Annotated in this window: 13 protein-coding genes; 4 read left to right on the top strand and 9 right to left on the bottom strand. The window is 51.6% G+C overall.

Annotated elements, in window-relative coordinates; genetic code table 11:
* Positions 1–120: 120 nt before the first annotated feature.
* Complete coding sequence (locus CSR04_RS08400; RefSeq protein ID WP_102795822.1) at positions 121–2742, top strand: TonB-dependent receptor; 2622 nt, start codon at positions 121–123, stop codon at positions 2740–2742.
* A 74-nt stretch (positions 2743–2816) separates the two neighbouring features.
* Complete coding sequence (locus CSR04_RS08395; RefSeq protein WP_216362527.1) at positions 2817–3611, top strand: PIG-L deacetylase family protein; 795 nt, start codon at positions 2817–2819, stop codon at positions 3609–3611.
* Between the two features lie 27 nt (positions 3612–3638).
* Here the strand turns inward: CSR04_RS08395 and CSR04_RS08390 are convergent, their stop codons facing one another.
* Positions 3639–4679, bottom strand: coding sequence for a hypothetical protein (locus CSR04_RS08390; protein ID WP_102795820.1), 1041 nt, complete (start codon positions 4677–4679; stop codon positions 3639–3641).
* Positions 4680–5150: 471 nt separating this feature from the next.
* Here CSR04_RS08390 and iscR point away from each other — a divergent pair, with 471 nt between their 5' ends.
* Entirely contained in the window at positions 5151–5624 is a 474-nt protein-coding gene (gene iscR / locus CSR04_RS08385) for a Fe-S cluster assembly transcriptional regulator IscR (protein WP_102795819.1), read from the top strand.
* A 9-nt stretch (positions 5625–5633) separates the two neighbouring features.
* Positions 5634–6797, top strand: coding sequence for an IscS subfamily cysteine desulfurase (locus CSR04_RS08380; protein ID WP_102795818.1), 1164 nt, complete (start codon positions 5634–5636; stop codon positions 6795–6797).
* 51 nt (positions 6798–6848) lie between these two features.
* On the opposite strand, the gene CSR04_RS08375 is transcribed toward CSR04_RS08380, so the two are convergent.
* From CSR04_RS08375 to CSR04_RS08340, 8 genes are all read right to left on the bottom strand, one after another.
* Complete coding sequence (locus CSR04_RS08375) at positions 6849–7262, bottom strand: SufE family protein (protein ID WP_102795817.1); 414 nt, start codon at positions 7260–7262, stop codon at positions 6849–6851.
* Between the two features lie 23 nt (positions 7263–7285).
* Positions 7286–7819, bottom strand: a complete 534-nt coding sequence (sufT, locus tag CSR04_RS08370) for a putative Fe-S cluster assembly protein SufT (RefSeq protein ID WP_102795816.1) — start codon at positions 7817–7819, stop codon at positions 7286–7288.
* Between the two features lie 12 nt (positions 7820–7831).
* Complete coding sequence (locus CSR04_RS08365; RefSeq protein ID WP_102795815.1) at positions 7832–8188, bottom strand: HesB/IscA family protein; 357 nt, start codon at positions 8186–8188, stop codon at positions 7832–7834.
* 10 nt (positions 8189–8198) lie between these two features.
* Positions 8199–9416, bottom strand: coding sequence for an aminotransferase class V-fold PLP-dependent enzyme (locus CSR04_RS08360; protein WP_102795814.1), 1218 nt, complete (start codon positions 9414–9416; stop codon positions 8199–8201).
* Positions 9413–10663 carry a Fe-S cluster assembly protein SufD gene (gene sufD, locus CSR04_RS08355; protein WP_102795813.1) on the bottom strand — a complete coding sequence of 417 codons (1251 nt, stop codon included), beginning with the start codon at positions 10661–10663 and terminating at the stop codon, positions 9413–9415. The genes CSR04_RS08360 and sufD overlap by 4 nt, the downstream gene beginning before the upstream one ends.
* Positions 10660–11430: a Fe-S cluster assembly ATPase SufC gene (sufC, locus tag CSR04_RS08350; RefSeq protein WP_425427684.1), complete on the bottom strand. Its 771-nt coding sequence runs from the start codon at positions 11428–11430 to the stop codon at positions 10660–10662. Before sufC ends, sufD begins: the two co-directional genes overlap by 4 nt.
* A 76-nt stretch (positions 11431–11506) precedes the next feature.
* The gene (gene sufB, locus CSR04_RS08345; protein ID WP_102795811.1) at positions 11507–12943 is read right to left on the bottom strand and encodes a Fe-S cluster assembly protein SufB; all 1437 of its coding nucleotides are present in this window, start codon (positions 12941–12943) and stop codon (positions 11507–11509) included.
* A 292-nt stretch (positions 12944–13235) separates the two neighbouring features.
* The gene (locus tag CSR04_RS08340; protein WP_102795810.1) at positions 13236–14021 is read right to left on the bottom strand and encodes a substrate-binding periplasmic protein; all 786 of its coding nucleotides are present in this window, start codon (positions 14019–14021) and stop codon (positions 13236–13238) included.
* Positions 14022–14109: the final 88 nt, after the last annotated feature.

Raw genomic sequence — 14109 nt, 5'->3', positions numbered from 1 at the left:
CTTCCCTGTAAGTTTGTGAAAATATTGGTAAATCACTGCTGTGCAATGTTATTTTATGGTTCCAGACGCGCTAAGGCAACGGCCAATCCTGGCCTCAATGATAGATAATGGCGCACAGCAATGGATCTAAGCTGGTGGTATCAGCATCTTCGAGGGCAATATGTAATGCAACGGCAGCTATTGATTTTGACAGCGTTGTCAATGGTGGGCGCCACGGCAGCGGCCCAACAGAGTGATGATGCCCTGGAGCATATCAAAATCCGCGGCATACGCAGTAGTTTGCTTGAAGCCATTAACAGCAAAAAAGAAACCAGCAATTTCATTGATGCCATTTCGGCCGAAAATATTGGTAAATTTCCGGATAAGAATGTGGCTGAGTCGTTACAGCGTCTTACCGGTGTCTCTCTTTACCGGGTGATGGGCGAAGGCGAGCGCATTGGCGTGCGTGGTACTGCTCCCAGCCAAAACCTGACGCTGCTTAATGGCCAGAGCATCGCCTCTTCTGATTGGTGGATCTCATCCCAGCCGAGTCGCGGATTTAATTACACCATGATCCCCTCTGAGCTGGTGGAATCGCTGGAGGTGAATAAGTCACCCCAGGCTGATCTGGATGAAGGCTCGCTGGGCGGAGCCGTGGTACTGAATACGCCCAAGCCTTTGGATACCGAGTCCGGTAAAATGATGCTTAAGGCACAGTTACAGTATACGGATTTGGCTGATAAGTGGGCCCCACAGTTTTCTGCACTATATAACTGGCGGGATGATGGTGGCGATCTGGGCTTACTGATGGCGCTGGTGAAGCACAGACGTAATTTACGTCGCGACGGTCTGGAAGCCTGGGGTTGGGCGGAGCGCAACTTCAGCACCCAAGCGGATGGCAGTTTGCGCCAGGTAGAAGCTGAGAATGCAGATATTCAGGGGTTGTGGACGCCAGGGGGCGGTGGCTCGGCATTGTTTCAACAAGCCAGGGATTTAACCAGTTCACTGTTATCCGGCCAGTGGCGAGTGAGTAAAGACACGGAGTTAACGCTGAACCTGCTTTATTCTGTGCTGGATGCGGATAACTCCAACCAGAATTTTCTGTGGCTTCCCAGCAACAGCTATCAGGCCAATGGTTTAATCTCGGATGTGCGGATTCAGGACCAGAGTTTACTGGCTGCTACTTATCATGCCTTGCCGGATGAGGCGTTTAATACCTCAATGGAAGCCATATGGCGTAATTCCCGTATTGACCAGAAAAGTGCACAACTGTACCTGAAGCATTACTTTGGCTATTGGCGGGCGGACCTGCAGGCCGGTATTACCGCCAGCGGCGGTGACACCAGCGCGGATTCTACGTCGCAGTGGTCGGCCAATAGCAGTTACCGTGTGGATACCAGCGCTGAGCGGGATATCCGCGTCAGCTATGATCTGTCCCCTCTCAATGGCGATAACTGGTTTATCAGCGAAGTGCGCCAGGACGCCAGTTATTCTCAGGATCAAGAGCGTTATCTGCAAATGGATCTGGCTCGTTCTATGGATCACCCGATACTGGCGGAGCTGAGTTTTGGCCTGAAATACAAAGACCATGGCCGGGAATTGCAGCGATTGCGTACCCGCAATGGCGGTTATGATGGCCTGGCTGGCGATCTGGACTGGCGCATCAGCGACTTCAGTGGCCATTTTCCTTCGGGTTATCTTGGCGGCGTGGGGTCACAGCACAGCCTGAAAGCCTTCGCCTTTGTGGATATCGACGCGCTATCTGCCGCATATCGTGCATTGCCCTTTGTTATCAGCGAAGAGCAACAAAGCCGTTTTGTGATTGATGAGCAGGTAACTGCAGGATACCTCAAGCTCAATTTAAAGGGGCGTGATTACCGTGGTGATCTGGGTATGCGTCTGGTGCATACCAATCAACGCTCGGCTGGCTATCAGCAGCAGACAGATGACATGTCAGACGCTGTCTGGATTAGCCGCGAGCGCAGTTACACCGACATTCTTCCCAGTCTCAATCTGGCCATCGATTTGCATGAGGACCTGGTGTTAAGAGCCGCCGCCGCCAAGGTGATGGCCCGTCCTGACTATGAACATATTATGCCGTCGGTTAATTACAACAAAACCCAGGCGCAAGGGGTGGCCGGTAACCCACAGTTAGATCCGTTCCGGGCCACGCAGTTTGATCTGGGGTTGGAATGGTATTGGCAGGAAGCCTCACTGGCTTCCGTCGCACTTTTTTATAAGAACGTGCGCTCTTTTGTGGATATCTCCCGCTTTCTGGAAGTGCATGAAGGCATAGAGATGAGTATTGACCGGCCGCTGAATGGCCCTGGCGGTACAATTAAAGGGCTGGAACTGGGGCTGCAGCACGAGTTTATTTACGGGTTGGGCCTGATTGCCAATTACACCCTGGTGGATGGCGAACGTGATTCCGGCGCGCCAGGGCAGACGTTATCGGAGATCCCCGGTAATTCCCGTCACACCTTTAATGTGTCTGGCTATTACGAAGATGAATTGCTCAGTGCCAGGTTGTCTTATAACTATCGCACCCGTTATGCCACCGGCCTTGGCGAGGCACGTGCCGACAACACCGGACAGTTGGATATGAACCTGACCCTGCATATCAGTAAAAACTGGGATTTACTGCTGGAAGCCATCAATCTGACCGACGAAGTGTTATTTTCCTATGACAGAGTACGCACTGCACCTATTGGCATTTATAAAAACGGTCGGCGATTTTATGTTGGCGCCAGCTATAGGTTTTAACCAGCCCCTAAAGGGACTCAAAACAGAGGGTAAAGGCTATGTTAAAAATACCAAAATGGCTACGAAGTGCAGTGATGAGCACCTTGCTTGTTGGTCATTTCAGTTTTTTTCTGCCTGCTCAGGCAGCGCCGCTGGAGTCAAAAACCATATTGGCGGTATTTGCCCATCCGGATGATGAGTCTTTTGTTGGCCCCGTGCTGGCAAGGTATGCGCGGGAAGGGCATAAGGTGTATCTGGTGGTGGTCACTGACGGACAACTCGGGGTGACGGCACATGCCGGTATCGCTGCCGGTGAGCCGTTAAAGCAGGCTCGTTTAGCTGAAACGCAATGTGCTACCCAGGCACTGGGGATAGAAGCGCCAATCATGCTGGATTTTGTGGACGGTAGCCTGGCCCAGTCAAAGACAATGCAACCCGTTGCAGCGCAGCTCGGTCAATTGTTCAGTCAACTCAAAGCGGATGTGGTAATTACCTGGGGGCCGGAAGGGGGCTATGGTCATCCTGATCATCGTATGGTCAGTAATCTGGTGGCTGAGGTTTTTCAAAAAGGTGGGGATAACTGGCCACAAGCTTTGTATTTTGCGGCGGCGGCCGATATCGACCTGCACAACTATAACGACTATTCAGCTAATTTTGGCCAGTATATTAAAGCGCGCTGGCACACCAGTGCACAGCAATGGCTGACCCATAAGATTGCCTTTAATCAATCTGACAAACAGCAGGCCGCCGCCGCAGTGGCCTGCCATCAGTCGCAATTTACCGCCGCTGATATAGCGGATATTAACGCGTTTGTTGGTGCCAAACCCTGGCATGTATATCTGCGTCAGGCCTATACCCAAACAGCGCTCAGACAAAGTTTGTTTGAATAAGCAGACAGGCAGGCAAATTCCGCGTCATCACAGGAAGCTGCTGTCCACAAACTGCTGTAAATGGGCTTTTTGATCAGCAGACAGCGTCTGATAGTAATGCTGGAAACGCTCGCGGATATAGCTGATACGCACTACCCTGGTGTAACTGGCATCTTGTGTGGCGGTGCTTCGGACCATCACCCCCAGCAATCGGCCTTTTTCGTCAAATACACTGCCGCCGCTCATACCTGCCTGAGCGGGAAAGTTGGCGATAAATTCCACTTGCGCATGATAAGGAATATTGCCTTCTTCATCGCCCTGGGCTTTGAGGGCCAAAATCGCTTGTTCGGCAGCCTGGTCAGTTAAAATACTGCCCACTGAGACACGGCCATAAGGATAGCTGACGGTATCTTGCGGATAACCCAGAGCCAGGACCTTTATGCCGCTCTGCGCGTCCGTCCAGGTTGTGTTTGTGCTGAGTACCTGGTCTGGATCGTACAGAGAGACTGGCGTCTGGGTATTAATATCCTCAGGATATTGGGCCAGGTTACTGACCGGAGTGATTTGACTGTCCACCAGGCCCAGATAGAAATCTTCGGCTGGAAGAATCGTGGTGTTTTGCGCATCTGCACTGATATCCGCATGGTAGAGTGGGAAATTAGCGGTATTCATATCCCATAGATTTATCTCGCCGCTCTGTGCCACTATGTGTGACGTGGCATAAATCCCCTGGCCATAAAAATCCTCGATATGGCCTTCGGCAAAGTTCAACCAGCTTGACAGCCCAAAGACGTGATTGGCCGACGCATAAAAACCCAGACCGGTTTCGCTGTTAGTGCCAATAATACTGATACTGCCGCTTCTGAAGGTTCCTACCCGCCCTCTGACCCGCTCCAATAGCTTGGCCAGGTCGCTGTCGTCTGCTTCCAGTATCTTTTCCACGTTTTCGCTGTAACCGTCAGCCTGGCTGAGGGTTAAGGCCTTAAGGCCATCATCTGTTGGAGGGGGATGGCCTGGCGAAGGCCCGGATGAGCTGTTGCATGCGGATAAAAACAGCAACGCAGTAAGGGAAATGGCTCTAAGTAACATCTTTACATCCTTAGTTGGTTAAATAAGAGCGTGTTGACCTTTTGAGTATGGATTTTGCGGCAGTTTGTGGGCCCTTTATACAAGGCAGAGCGAACGTGGTGTAGTGATTCTACATGAGTGAGTAATAACGCCGTAGAAAGGGCCCACAAGCGCTGCCCGAAGGGTTCAACCCAGCCCCTCCTGCCTCGGTGTTGCCGGCCTTTGACTTAGGCCCACTAGGCTTGCAGCCCGGCGTCGTGACCAGAAGGGGCTGGATTTGAACAAAATTTATACTCAAAAGGTCAGCACGCTCTTGCTAGCCTAGTGATTTCTGCCTGCACAGACTTCCCGAAAAATGGCATAGTTTGTTACTTTTTGTACCGGCTTATTGGTGGGCACGGAACAATACCTGACTAAACTATGTGGCTATATACTTTACTAAATTAGTCGGGTATGGCATGCTCTGAACCCTTAAAATCAAAGGGTTTTGGTATGAAATTAACTTCCAAAGGCCGTTATGCCGTAACGGCGATGCTGGATGTCGCACTGCATTCCCAACGTGGCCCGGTGCCGCTGGCGGATATTTCTGAACGGCAGGAAATTTCACTTTCTTATCTTGAACAGCTTTTCGCCCGCCTGCGTCGTCATAAGTTGGTGTCCAGCGTGCGCGGTCCGGGTGGTGGTTATAAACTGGGTCGTGACGCCGGCAGTATCTCTGTCGGGGAAGTGATCCATGCCGTAGATGAATCGGTGGATGCCACCCGTTGCAGCGGCAAGTCTGATTGTCAGGGGGGCGAGCGTTGCCTGACGCATAGTCTGTGGAGCGATTTAAGTGAACGCATCGCCCTGTTCCTGGATGGCATCAGTCTTGGCGAATTAATGGACAAACATGACGTGCAGCAGGTTGCCCTGCGCCAGGACAAGCATAAATCTCACCCTGATTTGAAGATTACCCTGCAAGTGTAAAGCGACCTTATGAGAATACCCCTGTATCTGGATTATGCCGCCACGACGCCAGTCGACTCGCGTGTGGCGGAAGTGATGATGAAGTTTCTGACCCTGGATGGTGTGTTTGGTAACCCGGCTTCGCGCTCGCATAAATATGGTTGGCAGGCCGAAGAAGCGGTGGATTTTGCCCGCAACCAGATAGCCGAGCTGGTTAATGCTGACGCCCGGGAAATCATTTTCACCTCTGGTGCCACAGAATCCGATAACTTAGCCATTAAAGGTGTGGCCAGACAGCACAGTGATAAAGGCCGGCATATCGTGACGCTGGCCACTGAACATAAGGCCGTACTGGATACCTGCGCCGATCTTGAAGCCCAGGGCTTTGAAGTGACCTATCTTAAGCCGGGTAGCGATGGCATTGTCACGCCTGAACAATTTGCTGCGGCGCTGCGCAGCGACACCATTTTAGCCTCGGTGATGCAGGTTAATAACGAAATCGGGGTGATTCAGGATATTCAGACCCTGGGTGACATCTGCCGCGATAGAGGCATTCTTTTTCATGTGGATGCCGCTCAAAGCGCGGGCAAAATCAGTATCGACCTGCAGCAACTGCCGGTGGATTTGATGTCCTTTTCCGCGCATAAATGTTATGGACCCAAAGGCATTGGCGCCTTGTATGTGAGACGCAAGCCCAAGGTTCATTTACATGCATTGAATCATGGTGGCGGTCATGAGCGTGGCATGCGCTCCGGTACGCTGGCTACCCATCAGATTGCTGGCATGGGAGAAGCCTTCGCTATTGCCGGTCAGGAAATGGCCGCAGAAAGTGCCAGGTTAGCAACTCTGCGGGAAAAATTATGGCTGGGTATTAAAGATATTGACGGCATTCAGCTCAACGGGCATCCAAGCCAGCGTGTGGCGGGAAATCTGAATATCAGTTTTGCCGGTGTGGACGGCGAAGCCCTGCTGATGGCGTTAAAAGATTTGGCCGTGTCCTCCGGCTCCGCCTGTAACTCCACCAGTATTGAACCTTCCTACGTATTAAAGGCCATTGGTCTGAGTGACGCATTGGCACATAGCGCTATTCGCATATCGTTGGGCCGTTTCACGACCACAGAGGATATCGACTTCGCTATCACGCATATTCACGAAAACCTGCAAAAGCTGCGTACTATGCCGGTGGGCTGGTAGGCAGCCAGATTACACTGGCTGGACTGGCGCGCCTTAAATTCAAGGTGCGCCTTACTGACGGGGTTGGCTGGCCAGGTTTCTGATGGTTCCCACAATCGCGCGTAAACCATTGCCGCGGGTGGGGGAGATATGCCGTTCCAAATCCAGGGCCTGAAAGTAGCCGTCAATATCAAACGCCAGGATCTGAGCCGGGCTTTTGTCCTGATAGGCTGCCATTACCAGTGCCAGCAGGCCATTAACGATAATCGCGTCGCTCTCTACATCAAAATGTAAATGCTCGCCCTGCACCGTGCTTTTTAACCACACACTGCTTTGGCAGCCGCGCACCAGACGTTCTTCGGTTTTATCTTCTGGTGTCATCGGGGACAGGGATTTACCCAAATCGATAATGTATTGGTAACGCTGTTCCCAATCGTCAAAAAACGACAGGTCTTCAATAATTTCGTCGCTGCCTGGTAAGGTCATCTGCTTCTCACATCCCGTACATCTTAAAAAAACAGGCCGGCTTCCAACAGAGCTTCTTCGCTCATTCTTTCCCTGGACCAGGGGGGATCAAACACTAAATCCACTTTAACCTGCTTAACATTCGGCACCATAGCCACCCGGTATTCCACATCGCTGACCAACACTGGCCCCATACCGCAGCCAGGGGCGGTAAGTGTCATCTGGATCGTCACTACATGACTGTGTTGATCGACACTGACTTCGTAGATTAAACCCAGCGCCACCAGATTAATCGGGATTTCCGGATCGAAAATGGTTTCCAGTGCCTGCCAGACCTGTGCTTCGATGATCTTATCGTCTGGCGGGGTGTCAAATGCCAGTACTTGGGGCTTACGACCCAAGGCGTCGGCGTCAGTACCGTCAATACGCAGCATATTACCCTGCCAGGTGACGGTGTAGTTGCCGCCCAAATCCTGGGTCAGATTGACAAATTCCCCTTCCGGAATCACCTGAATTTGCCCCGATGGCACGCGTCTGGCTTTACAGTCACGTTGGGTGACCACCATTCTTTGTTGCATCAGCCTGAGTCCTTAGCTGACGCTGAAGCTTTCGCCGCAGCCACACTCGTTAACGACGTTAGGATTGTGGTATTTGATTACACCATTGATGCCTTCTTTGACGTAATCTATTTCGGTATTGCGCACCAGTTCGACAGCGTCTGCTGCAACCGCCAATGTCAGTTTGCTGCTGATTGGAAACAGCAGGTCATCTTCTTTTCCTGCATCCACTAAATTCAGCACATAAGCATAACCCGTGCAGCCGCTCACCTTAGTCGACAAGCGCACCAGCTTACCGGGCTGACTGGCCAGGCTGGCTTCAAAGTGGCGTACGGCAGCATCGGTCAGAGTGACCACTGACGTACTGGGAACAAAGGTCTCAACCGTCATAACTAAACTCCTATGCCAGCATGGATTGGGCTTTTTTCAATGCCTTAAACAAGACATCCACTTCATCCAGGCTGTTGTAGATGGAAAACGACGCTCTGGCTGTACCTGGTACATTCAGGCGGCGCATTAAAGGCTGTGCACAGTGATCGCCGGTGCGAATGGCCACGCCTTGTCTGTCGAGAATAAAACCGACATCGGCCGGGTGGCTACCGTCCAGAACGAAACTCAGCACGCCTATTTTATCTTTGGCCGTGCCAATAATTTTCAAGCCCTCGAATGCCTGAGCCTGTTCGGTGGCACTGGCCAGTAAGGCTTTTTCATGGGCTTGCACGGCAGCGACATCCAATGACATAAACCAACTGATAGCAGCGGCCATACCTATGGCACCGGCAATATTTGGGGTACCGGCTTCCAATCTGTTGGGCAGCGTTCCCCAGGTGGCGCATTCATAGCTCACCTTAGCAATCATTTCGCCACCGGTTTGCCATACCGGCCAATCTTCCAGTATCGTCTGACGTCCCCACAGCACACCAATACCTGTGGGGCCGAATAGTTTGTGGCCGGAAAATGCGTAGAAGTCACAACCTATCGCCTGCACATCCACCTGGCCATGGGCAATGCCCTGAGCACCGTCGATAAGCACCAATGCACCTGCTGCCTTGGCGCTGGCGGTGAGTGACTGAATCGGATTAACGGTTCCCAGTGCGTTGGAAACATGGGGCAGGGCAACAAAGCGGGTTTGCGGGCTAAGTAAGGCGTTGAAAGCGTCTACGTCCAGCTCACCGCTGTCCAAAATGGGGGCGACCTTTAGCTGTGCACCACTGCGCAGGCAGGCTTGCTGCCAGGTCACCAGATTGGCATGGTGTTCCATTTCGGTGACCAGCACCTCATCACCGGGTTGAAGGCGCTGTGCCATGCCATTGGCCACAATATTAATCGCCTCCGTGGTGCCACTGGTCCAGATCACTTCCTGCCTACTGCCGGCCCGAATAAAATCGGCAACAACATCCCGGGCCTGTTCGTAACGGCGTGTGGCCTCATCTGACAAGGCATGAGCACCACGATGCACATTGGCGTTGCACTGAGTGTAAAAGTTGACCAGTGCGTCAATAACGGCCTGCGGTTTTTGCGTAGTGGCCGCGTTGTCCAGATAGACTAACGGCTTACCGTCAACTTGCCTGGACAGGATAGGAAATTGTGCCCTTAACCCATTAAGATCCAGGCTCATTTGACCTCCATCTGGCTGAACTTGTCCTTAAGTTGTTCCTGCAGCCAATCAGCCAGTGCTGCATTGGGCATGTCGTTAATCAATTCCTGGATAAACCCAAAGTTCAGCATAATCAGTGCCTGTGAGCGGGAAATCCCACGGGAAAGCAGGTAGTACAGGGCTTTTTCTTCAATCTCAGCAACGGTAGCGCCATGGGCGCATTTTACGTCGTCGGCATAAATTTCCAGTTCGGGTTTGGTATTAATCTGGCCACGACGTGATAGTAACAAATTGCGATTATTCAGCTCTGCCAGGGTTTTCTGAGCGTGGCGATGAATATGAATGCGACCATTAAATACCGCCTTGGCGCGATCGCCGACTATACCTCTGGCATTTTCTTCGGTGGTGCCATTGGGCACGGCGTGTTCTATACAGCTGTGCAAGTCAAAGGTTTCGCCACTGCCCAACAGGTAAATGGCATTAAACTTGGCATGGGCATGCTCGCCGGCATGCTCAATATCCACATCCAGGCGTGACAGATCGCTACCATAGGCGACCAGCGTGCTGTTAAGTTGCGCCTTTTCCTGCAGGCGGAAATGATTACCGCCCACCTGAATGGCTTTGTGCGTATGCATTGCCAGGCGGTAATGTTCAAGATGCGCCCGTACACCTAGACTGTACTCGGCAAAGGCCGTGTTCAGGCTGGGATCCTGACCTTCACCCTGCTCAATCACGCACAACCTGGCATTATCACCCAGCCTTACCAATAAGCGCAGATGGGATTCCTGGCCCTGACTGGATAAATTAATAATGCGTAGTGGCTTATCAATCTGTACGCCCGGGGCAACATCAACTACCAGACCCTGCTTGGCCACCAGATCGTTCACCAGACCAAACAGATGATGTGCAGGTTTGATTTTGCCAAACAGGTCATCGGCAACGGCCTGACCCTGGGCATCCAGTTGGCTGAGCGACTGGAGCATTAAACCTTCGGGCAGGACAAGATTGTTGAGTGATTGCTGCAGCACTCCGTCGATAAACAACAGATCCAGGCTGTCCAATCCGGTAATGTCGGATGGCTGCGGCTGACTATCTTTTTGTCCACCGAGTTCAAGCTGTTCGATAGGGCTGACAGAGGTGTAGCGCCATGCTTCCGTTTTGCGATTGGGCCAGCGCTGCTGCTTCAATGCTGCCAATGCCTGCTGTTTGATAGCATTCAACTGGCTGTGGCTGGCGCGCTCAACAATTTGCTCAAGCCATTGGCTCATGCGCCGGCCTCCTGGGCTTCACCAAGCCAGGCATACCCTTCTTTTTCCACTTCCAGAGCCAAAGAGGCATCGCCACTTTTGACGATTTTGCCGTCGGCCAGAATATGCACAAAATCCGGCTTAATGTAGTCCAGCAGGCGCTGGTAGTGGGTCACGACAATAAAGCTACGCTCTGGGCTACGTTGGCTGTTTACGCCATCGGCCACCACTTGCAGGGCATCGATATCCAACCCGGAATCCGACTCATCGAGAATGCACAGAGTCGGTTCAAGCAAGATCATCTGCATGATTTCGTTGCGCTTTTTTTCGCCGCCGGAAAAGCCTTCATTGACGCCGCGCTTCAGAAAATCGAGGGGTAAATGCACCTGCTTACAGGCTTCCTTGGCTTTTTTCAGAAATTCAGCGGCGCTGAGTGGCTCCTGACCGCGGGCTTCACGCATAGCGTTAACCGATTCTTTCATAAATTCCATATTGCTGACGCCAGGAATTTCCACCGGATACTGGAATGCCAGGAACAGACCGGCGCGGGCGCGTTCTTCGGTTTCCTGTTCGAGCAGATCCTGGCCATTCAGTTCAACCTGGCCATCGGTCACTTCATAACCGTCACGACCTGACAACACATAGCCCAGCGTACTCTTACCTGCACCGTTCGGACCCATAATGGCATGGACTTCGCCTGGCTTGATATCCAGGCTCAGGCCCTTGAGAATGGTTTTATCTTCTACCTTGGCATGCAGGTTTTGAATTTTTAGCATGAAATACCCCAATAACTTGTGTTGCTGCGCCGCTGGTCGTCGACTCTCTCGTCGATAGCTTCCAGCCGGGCGCTCTAAATCAGTTTAATTAGCCGACGGAACCTTCCAGGCTGATCTCAAGAAGCTTGCCGGCTTCCACAGCAAACTCCATGGGCAGCTCTTTAAACACTTCTTTGCAGAAACCGTTGACTATCATGGATACCGCTTTTTCTGGGTCCAGGCCACGTTGCTGACACAGGAACATTTGCTCATCACTGACCTTGGATGTGGTGGCCTCGTGTTCCACAATCGCTGACGGGTTGCGGCTTTCTATGTAAGGAAAGGTATGGGCACCGCATTGATCGCCAATCAGCAGCGAATCGCACTGTGTGAAGTTACGTGCCCCTTCGGCGTTGGGACCCATCTGTACCAACCCGCGATAGGCGTTGTTGGCATCACCGGCGCTGATCCCTTTAGAGATAATGGTGGATTTGGTATTTTTGCCCAAATGAATCATCTTGGTGCCAGTGTCGGCCTGCTGTTTGCCCCGTGCCAGTGCCACCGAATAAAACTCGCCGACACTGTTGTCGCCTTTAAGAATACAGCTTGGATATTTCCAGGTGATGGCGGAACCGGTTTCAACCTGCGTCCAACTAATATGGGCATTGGTATGGCAAATGCCGCGCTTGGTCACGAAGTTGTAGATACCGCCTTTGCCGTTTTCATCGCCTGGGTACCAGTTTTGCACGGTGGAGTATTTGATTTTGGCATTGTCCAGCGCCACCAGTTCCACGACGGCAGCATGCAGCTGGTTTTCATCACGCTGTGGCGCTGTACAACCTTCCAGATAGCTCACATAGCTGCCTTCGTCGGCCACAATCAGCGTTCGCTCAAACTGGCCGGTGTTTTGTTCATTGATACGGAAGTAGGTGGACAATTCCATGGGGCTACGCACCCCTTTTGGAATATACACAAAGGAACCGTCGGTAAAGACAGCACTGTTCAGTGCGGCAAAATAATTGTCTGAGCGCGGTACAACACTGCCCAGATATTTTTTAACCAGATCCGGGAAGCGGTGCACCGCCTCTGAAATTGAGCAGAAAATCACTCCGGCTTCTTCCAGTTTTTCACGGAATGTCGTGACAACCGACACTGAGTCGAACACCGCGTCCACTGCTACACCTGCCAGCATTTGCTGTTCGTACAAAGGGATGCCCAATTTTTCATAGGTGCGCAATAGCTCAGGGTCCACTTCATCAAGTGACTTGGGTTTGTCCTTCATGCTTTTGGGCGCGGAGTAATACGAGATGGCCTGATAATCTATTTTTGCATAATGAAGATGCGCCCACTCAGGCTCTTCCATCTTCTGCCAGGATTCAAAGGCTTTCAGGCGCCATTCCAACAACCACTGTGGCTCGTTTTTCATGGCTGATATTTTGCGGATCACTTCCTCGTCCAGGCCTGCCGCGAAGGTCTCTGACTCGACATTGGAGACAAAACCCGCCTCATATTTGCGCGCTAGCGCCTGTTCGATTTGTTCACTCATAGAATCTGGTCTCTATCACTGGTTCAGGGTCAGTCGCTTGACTTAACGGCATCACTAAGCCGTTATTAACTAAAGAGTGCATGTTGTACGTGGTACAACGCCTGGATTACCTATGGATTATTATTGCCAGTTTGCCCGGCGGTTAGAGATAAATCCTGGTCACACTGAAATTCAGCTCTGATATAGGGCGGCATTTTATATTACTTGAGCAATTTACTCAAGTATTGGCTATGTGCAGACAACCCGGGCGAATCAGGGCGCGCACTATAGCACCTTGTGCTGCATATTGGTATCAGGGGGAATTGGGCAAATCCAGACAGATCAGGCCTTTGGCATCGTTGCTCGGCCTTGTGCAATCGTCCAGCAGATACGACTCCCCGGCTTGACGATATAAGGTCTGCAGACGTCCTTTAATAAGCCTTGCCATCGCTTTGTCCCATTGTTTGGCTAAGCGGCGACCCTTATCAGTGTGTTTGAACGCTGGGTATAGTTTCATCAGGGCAAATGGTTGCACCGTCATCTGCGCTTTTACATCAGGGTGATTCTGCAAATAGGCTTCTATGCCCCAGATATCGTCAAGCACATAATGGATTCTGCCTGCCAGTAAAATCTTTATGGCAACATCAAGGTCTGGCACTTCGTAGTATTGCATTTGCAGTTGTGGTAGATATTTTTCAAAGCCGTATTCGCTGATCCAGGAAACGGGTTGGCCTGTTAAGCTGCTGATGCCCTGCCACGGGGTTTCTTTTAGGTGTACCGCGGCAATCAAATCTGCGTCGTGGGCATGCTTTGGATACAGAGCCCATGGCTCTTCAGCTGTGTACGACACCAGCCACAAGTCGGCCTTGCCTGCGGACACCATATGTTTAGAGCGGGCATAGGTGGTATAGACATATTGCAACGCATAGTTAGGATAAATTTCCCTGAGAATTTGCTGGTAGATGCCATCTCCGGCTTCATTGACAAAATTGGGTGGCCACAGCGCACTGGCGACCACCAAGGGCTCTGGTGTTTTAGCCCAGCAGAACGGAGTCAACAGGAGGAATACCAGTACAACCGCCTTTTTTGTTACTACCATCAGGGGTCTTCGCTATATGTCATATATAACAATATTAGGCGAAAGCGCGCAGAACTTCGTTGCTAAAGGTTATGATAAGTTTTCTGTG

The sequence above is a fragment of the Bowmanella denitrificans genome, assembly GCF_002887595.1.
GTDB lineage: Bacteria > Pseudomonadota > Gammaproteobacteria > Enterobacterales > Alteromonadaceae > Bowmanella > Bowmanella denitrificans.
This window is presented reverse-complemented; position numbering and strand designations above follow the sequence as displayed.

Bases quoted from the DNA above. Each gene is read 5' to 3' on its own strand.
- CSR04_RS08400 (WP_102795822.1), top strand. From the start codon at position 121: ATGGATCTAAGCTGGTGGTATCAGCATCTTCGAGGGCAATATGTAATG.
- CSR04_RS08395 (WP_216362527.1), top strand. From the start codon at position 2,817: ATGAGCACCTTGCTTGTTGGTCATTTCAGTTTTTTTCTGCCTGCTCAG.
- CSR04_RS08390 (WP_102795820.1), bottom strand. From the start codon at position 4,679: ATGTTACTTAGAGCCATTTCCCTTACTGCGTTGCTGTTTTTATCCGCA.
- iscR (WP_102795819.1), top strand. From the start codon at position 5,151: ATGAAATTAACTTCCAAAGGCCGTTATGCCGTAACGGCGATGCTGGAT.
- CSR04_RS08380 (WP_102795818.1), top strand. From the start codon at position 5,634: ATGAGAATACCCCTGTATCTGGATTATGCCGCCACGACGCCAGTCGAC.
- CSR04_RS08375 (WP_102795817.1), bottom strand. From the start codon at position 7,262: ATGACCTTACCAGGCAGCGACGAAATTATTGAAGACCTGTCGTTTTTT.
- sufT (WP_102795816.1), bottom strand. From the start codon at position 7,819: ATGCAACAAAGAATGGTGGTCACCCAACGTGACTGTAAAGCCAGACGC.
- CSR04_RS08365 (WP_102795815.1), bottom strand. From the start codon at position 8,188: ATGACGGTTGAGACCTTTGTTCCCAGTACGTCAGTGGTCACTCTGACC.
- CSR04_RS08360 (WP_102795814.1), bottom strand. From the start codon at position 9,416: ATGAGCCTGGATCTTAATGGGTTAAGGGCACAATTTCCTATCCTGTCC.
- sufD (WP_102795813.1), bottom strand. From the start codon at position 10,663: ATGAGCCAATGGCTTGAGCAAATTGTTGAGCGCGCCAGCCACAGCCAG.
- sufB (WP_102795811.1), bottom strand. From the start codon at position 12,943: ATGAGTGAACAAATCGAACAGGCGCTAGCGCGCAAATATGAGGCGGGT.
- CSR04_RS08340 (WP_102795810.1), bottom strand. From the start codon at position 14,021: ATGGTAGTAACAAAAAAGGCGGTTGTACTGGTATTCCTCCTGTTGACT.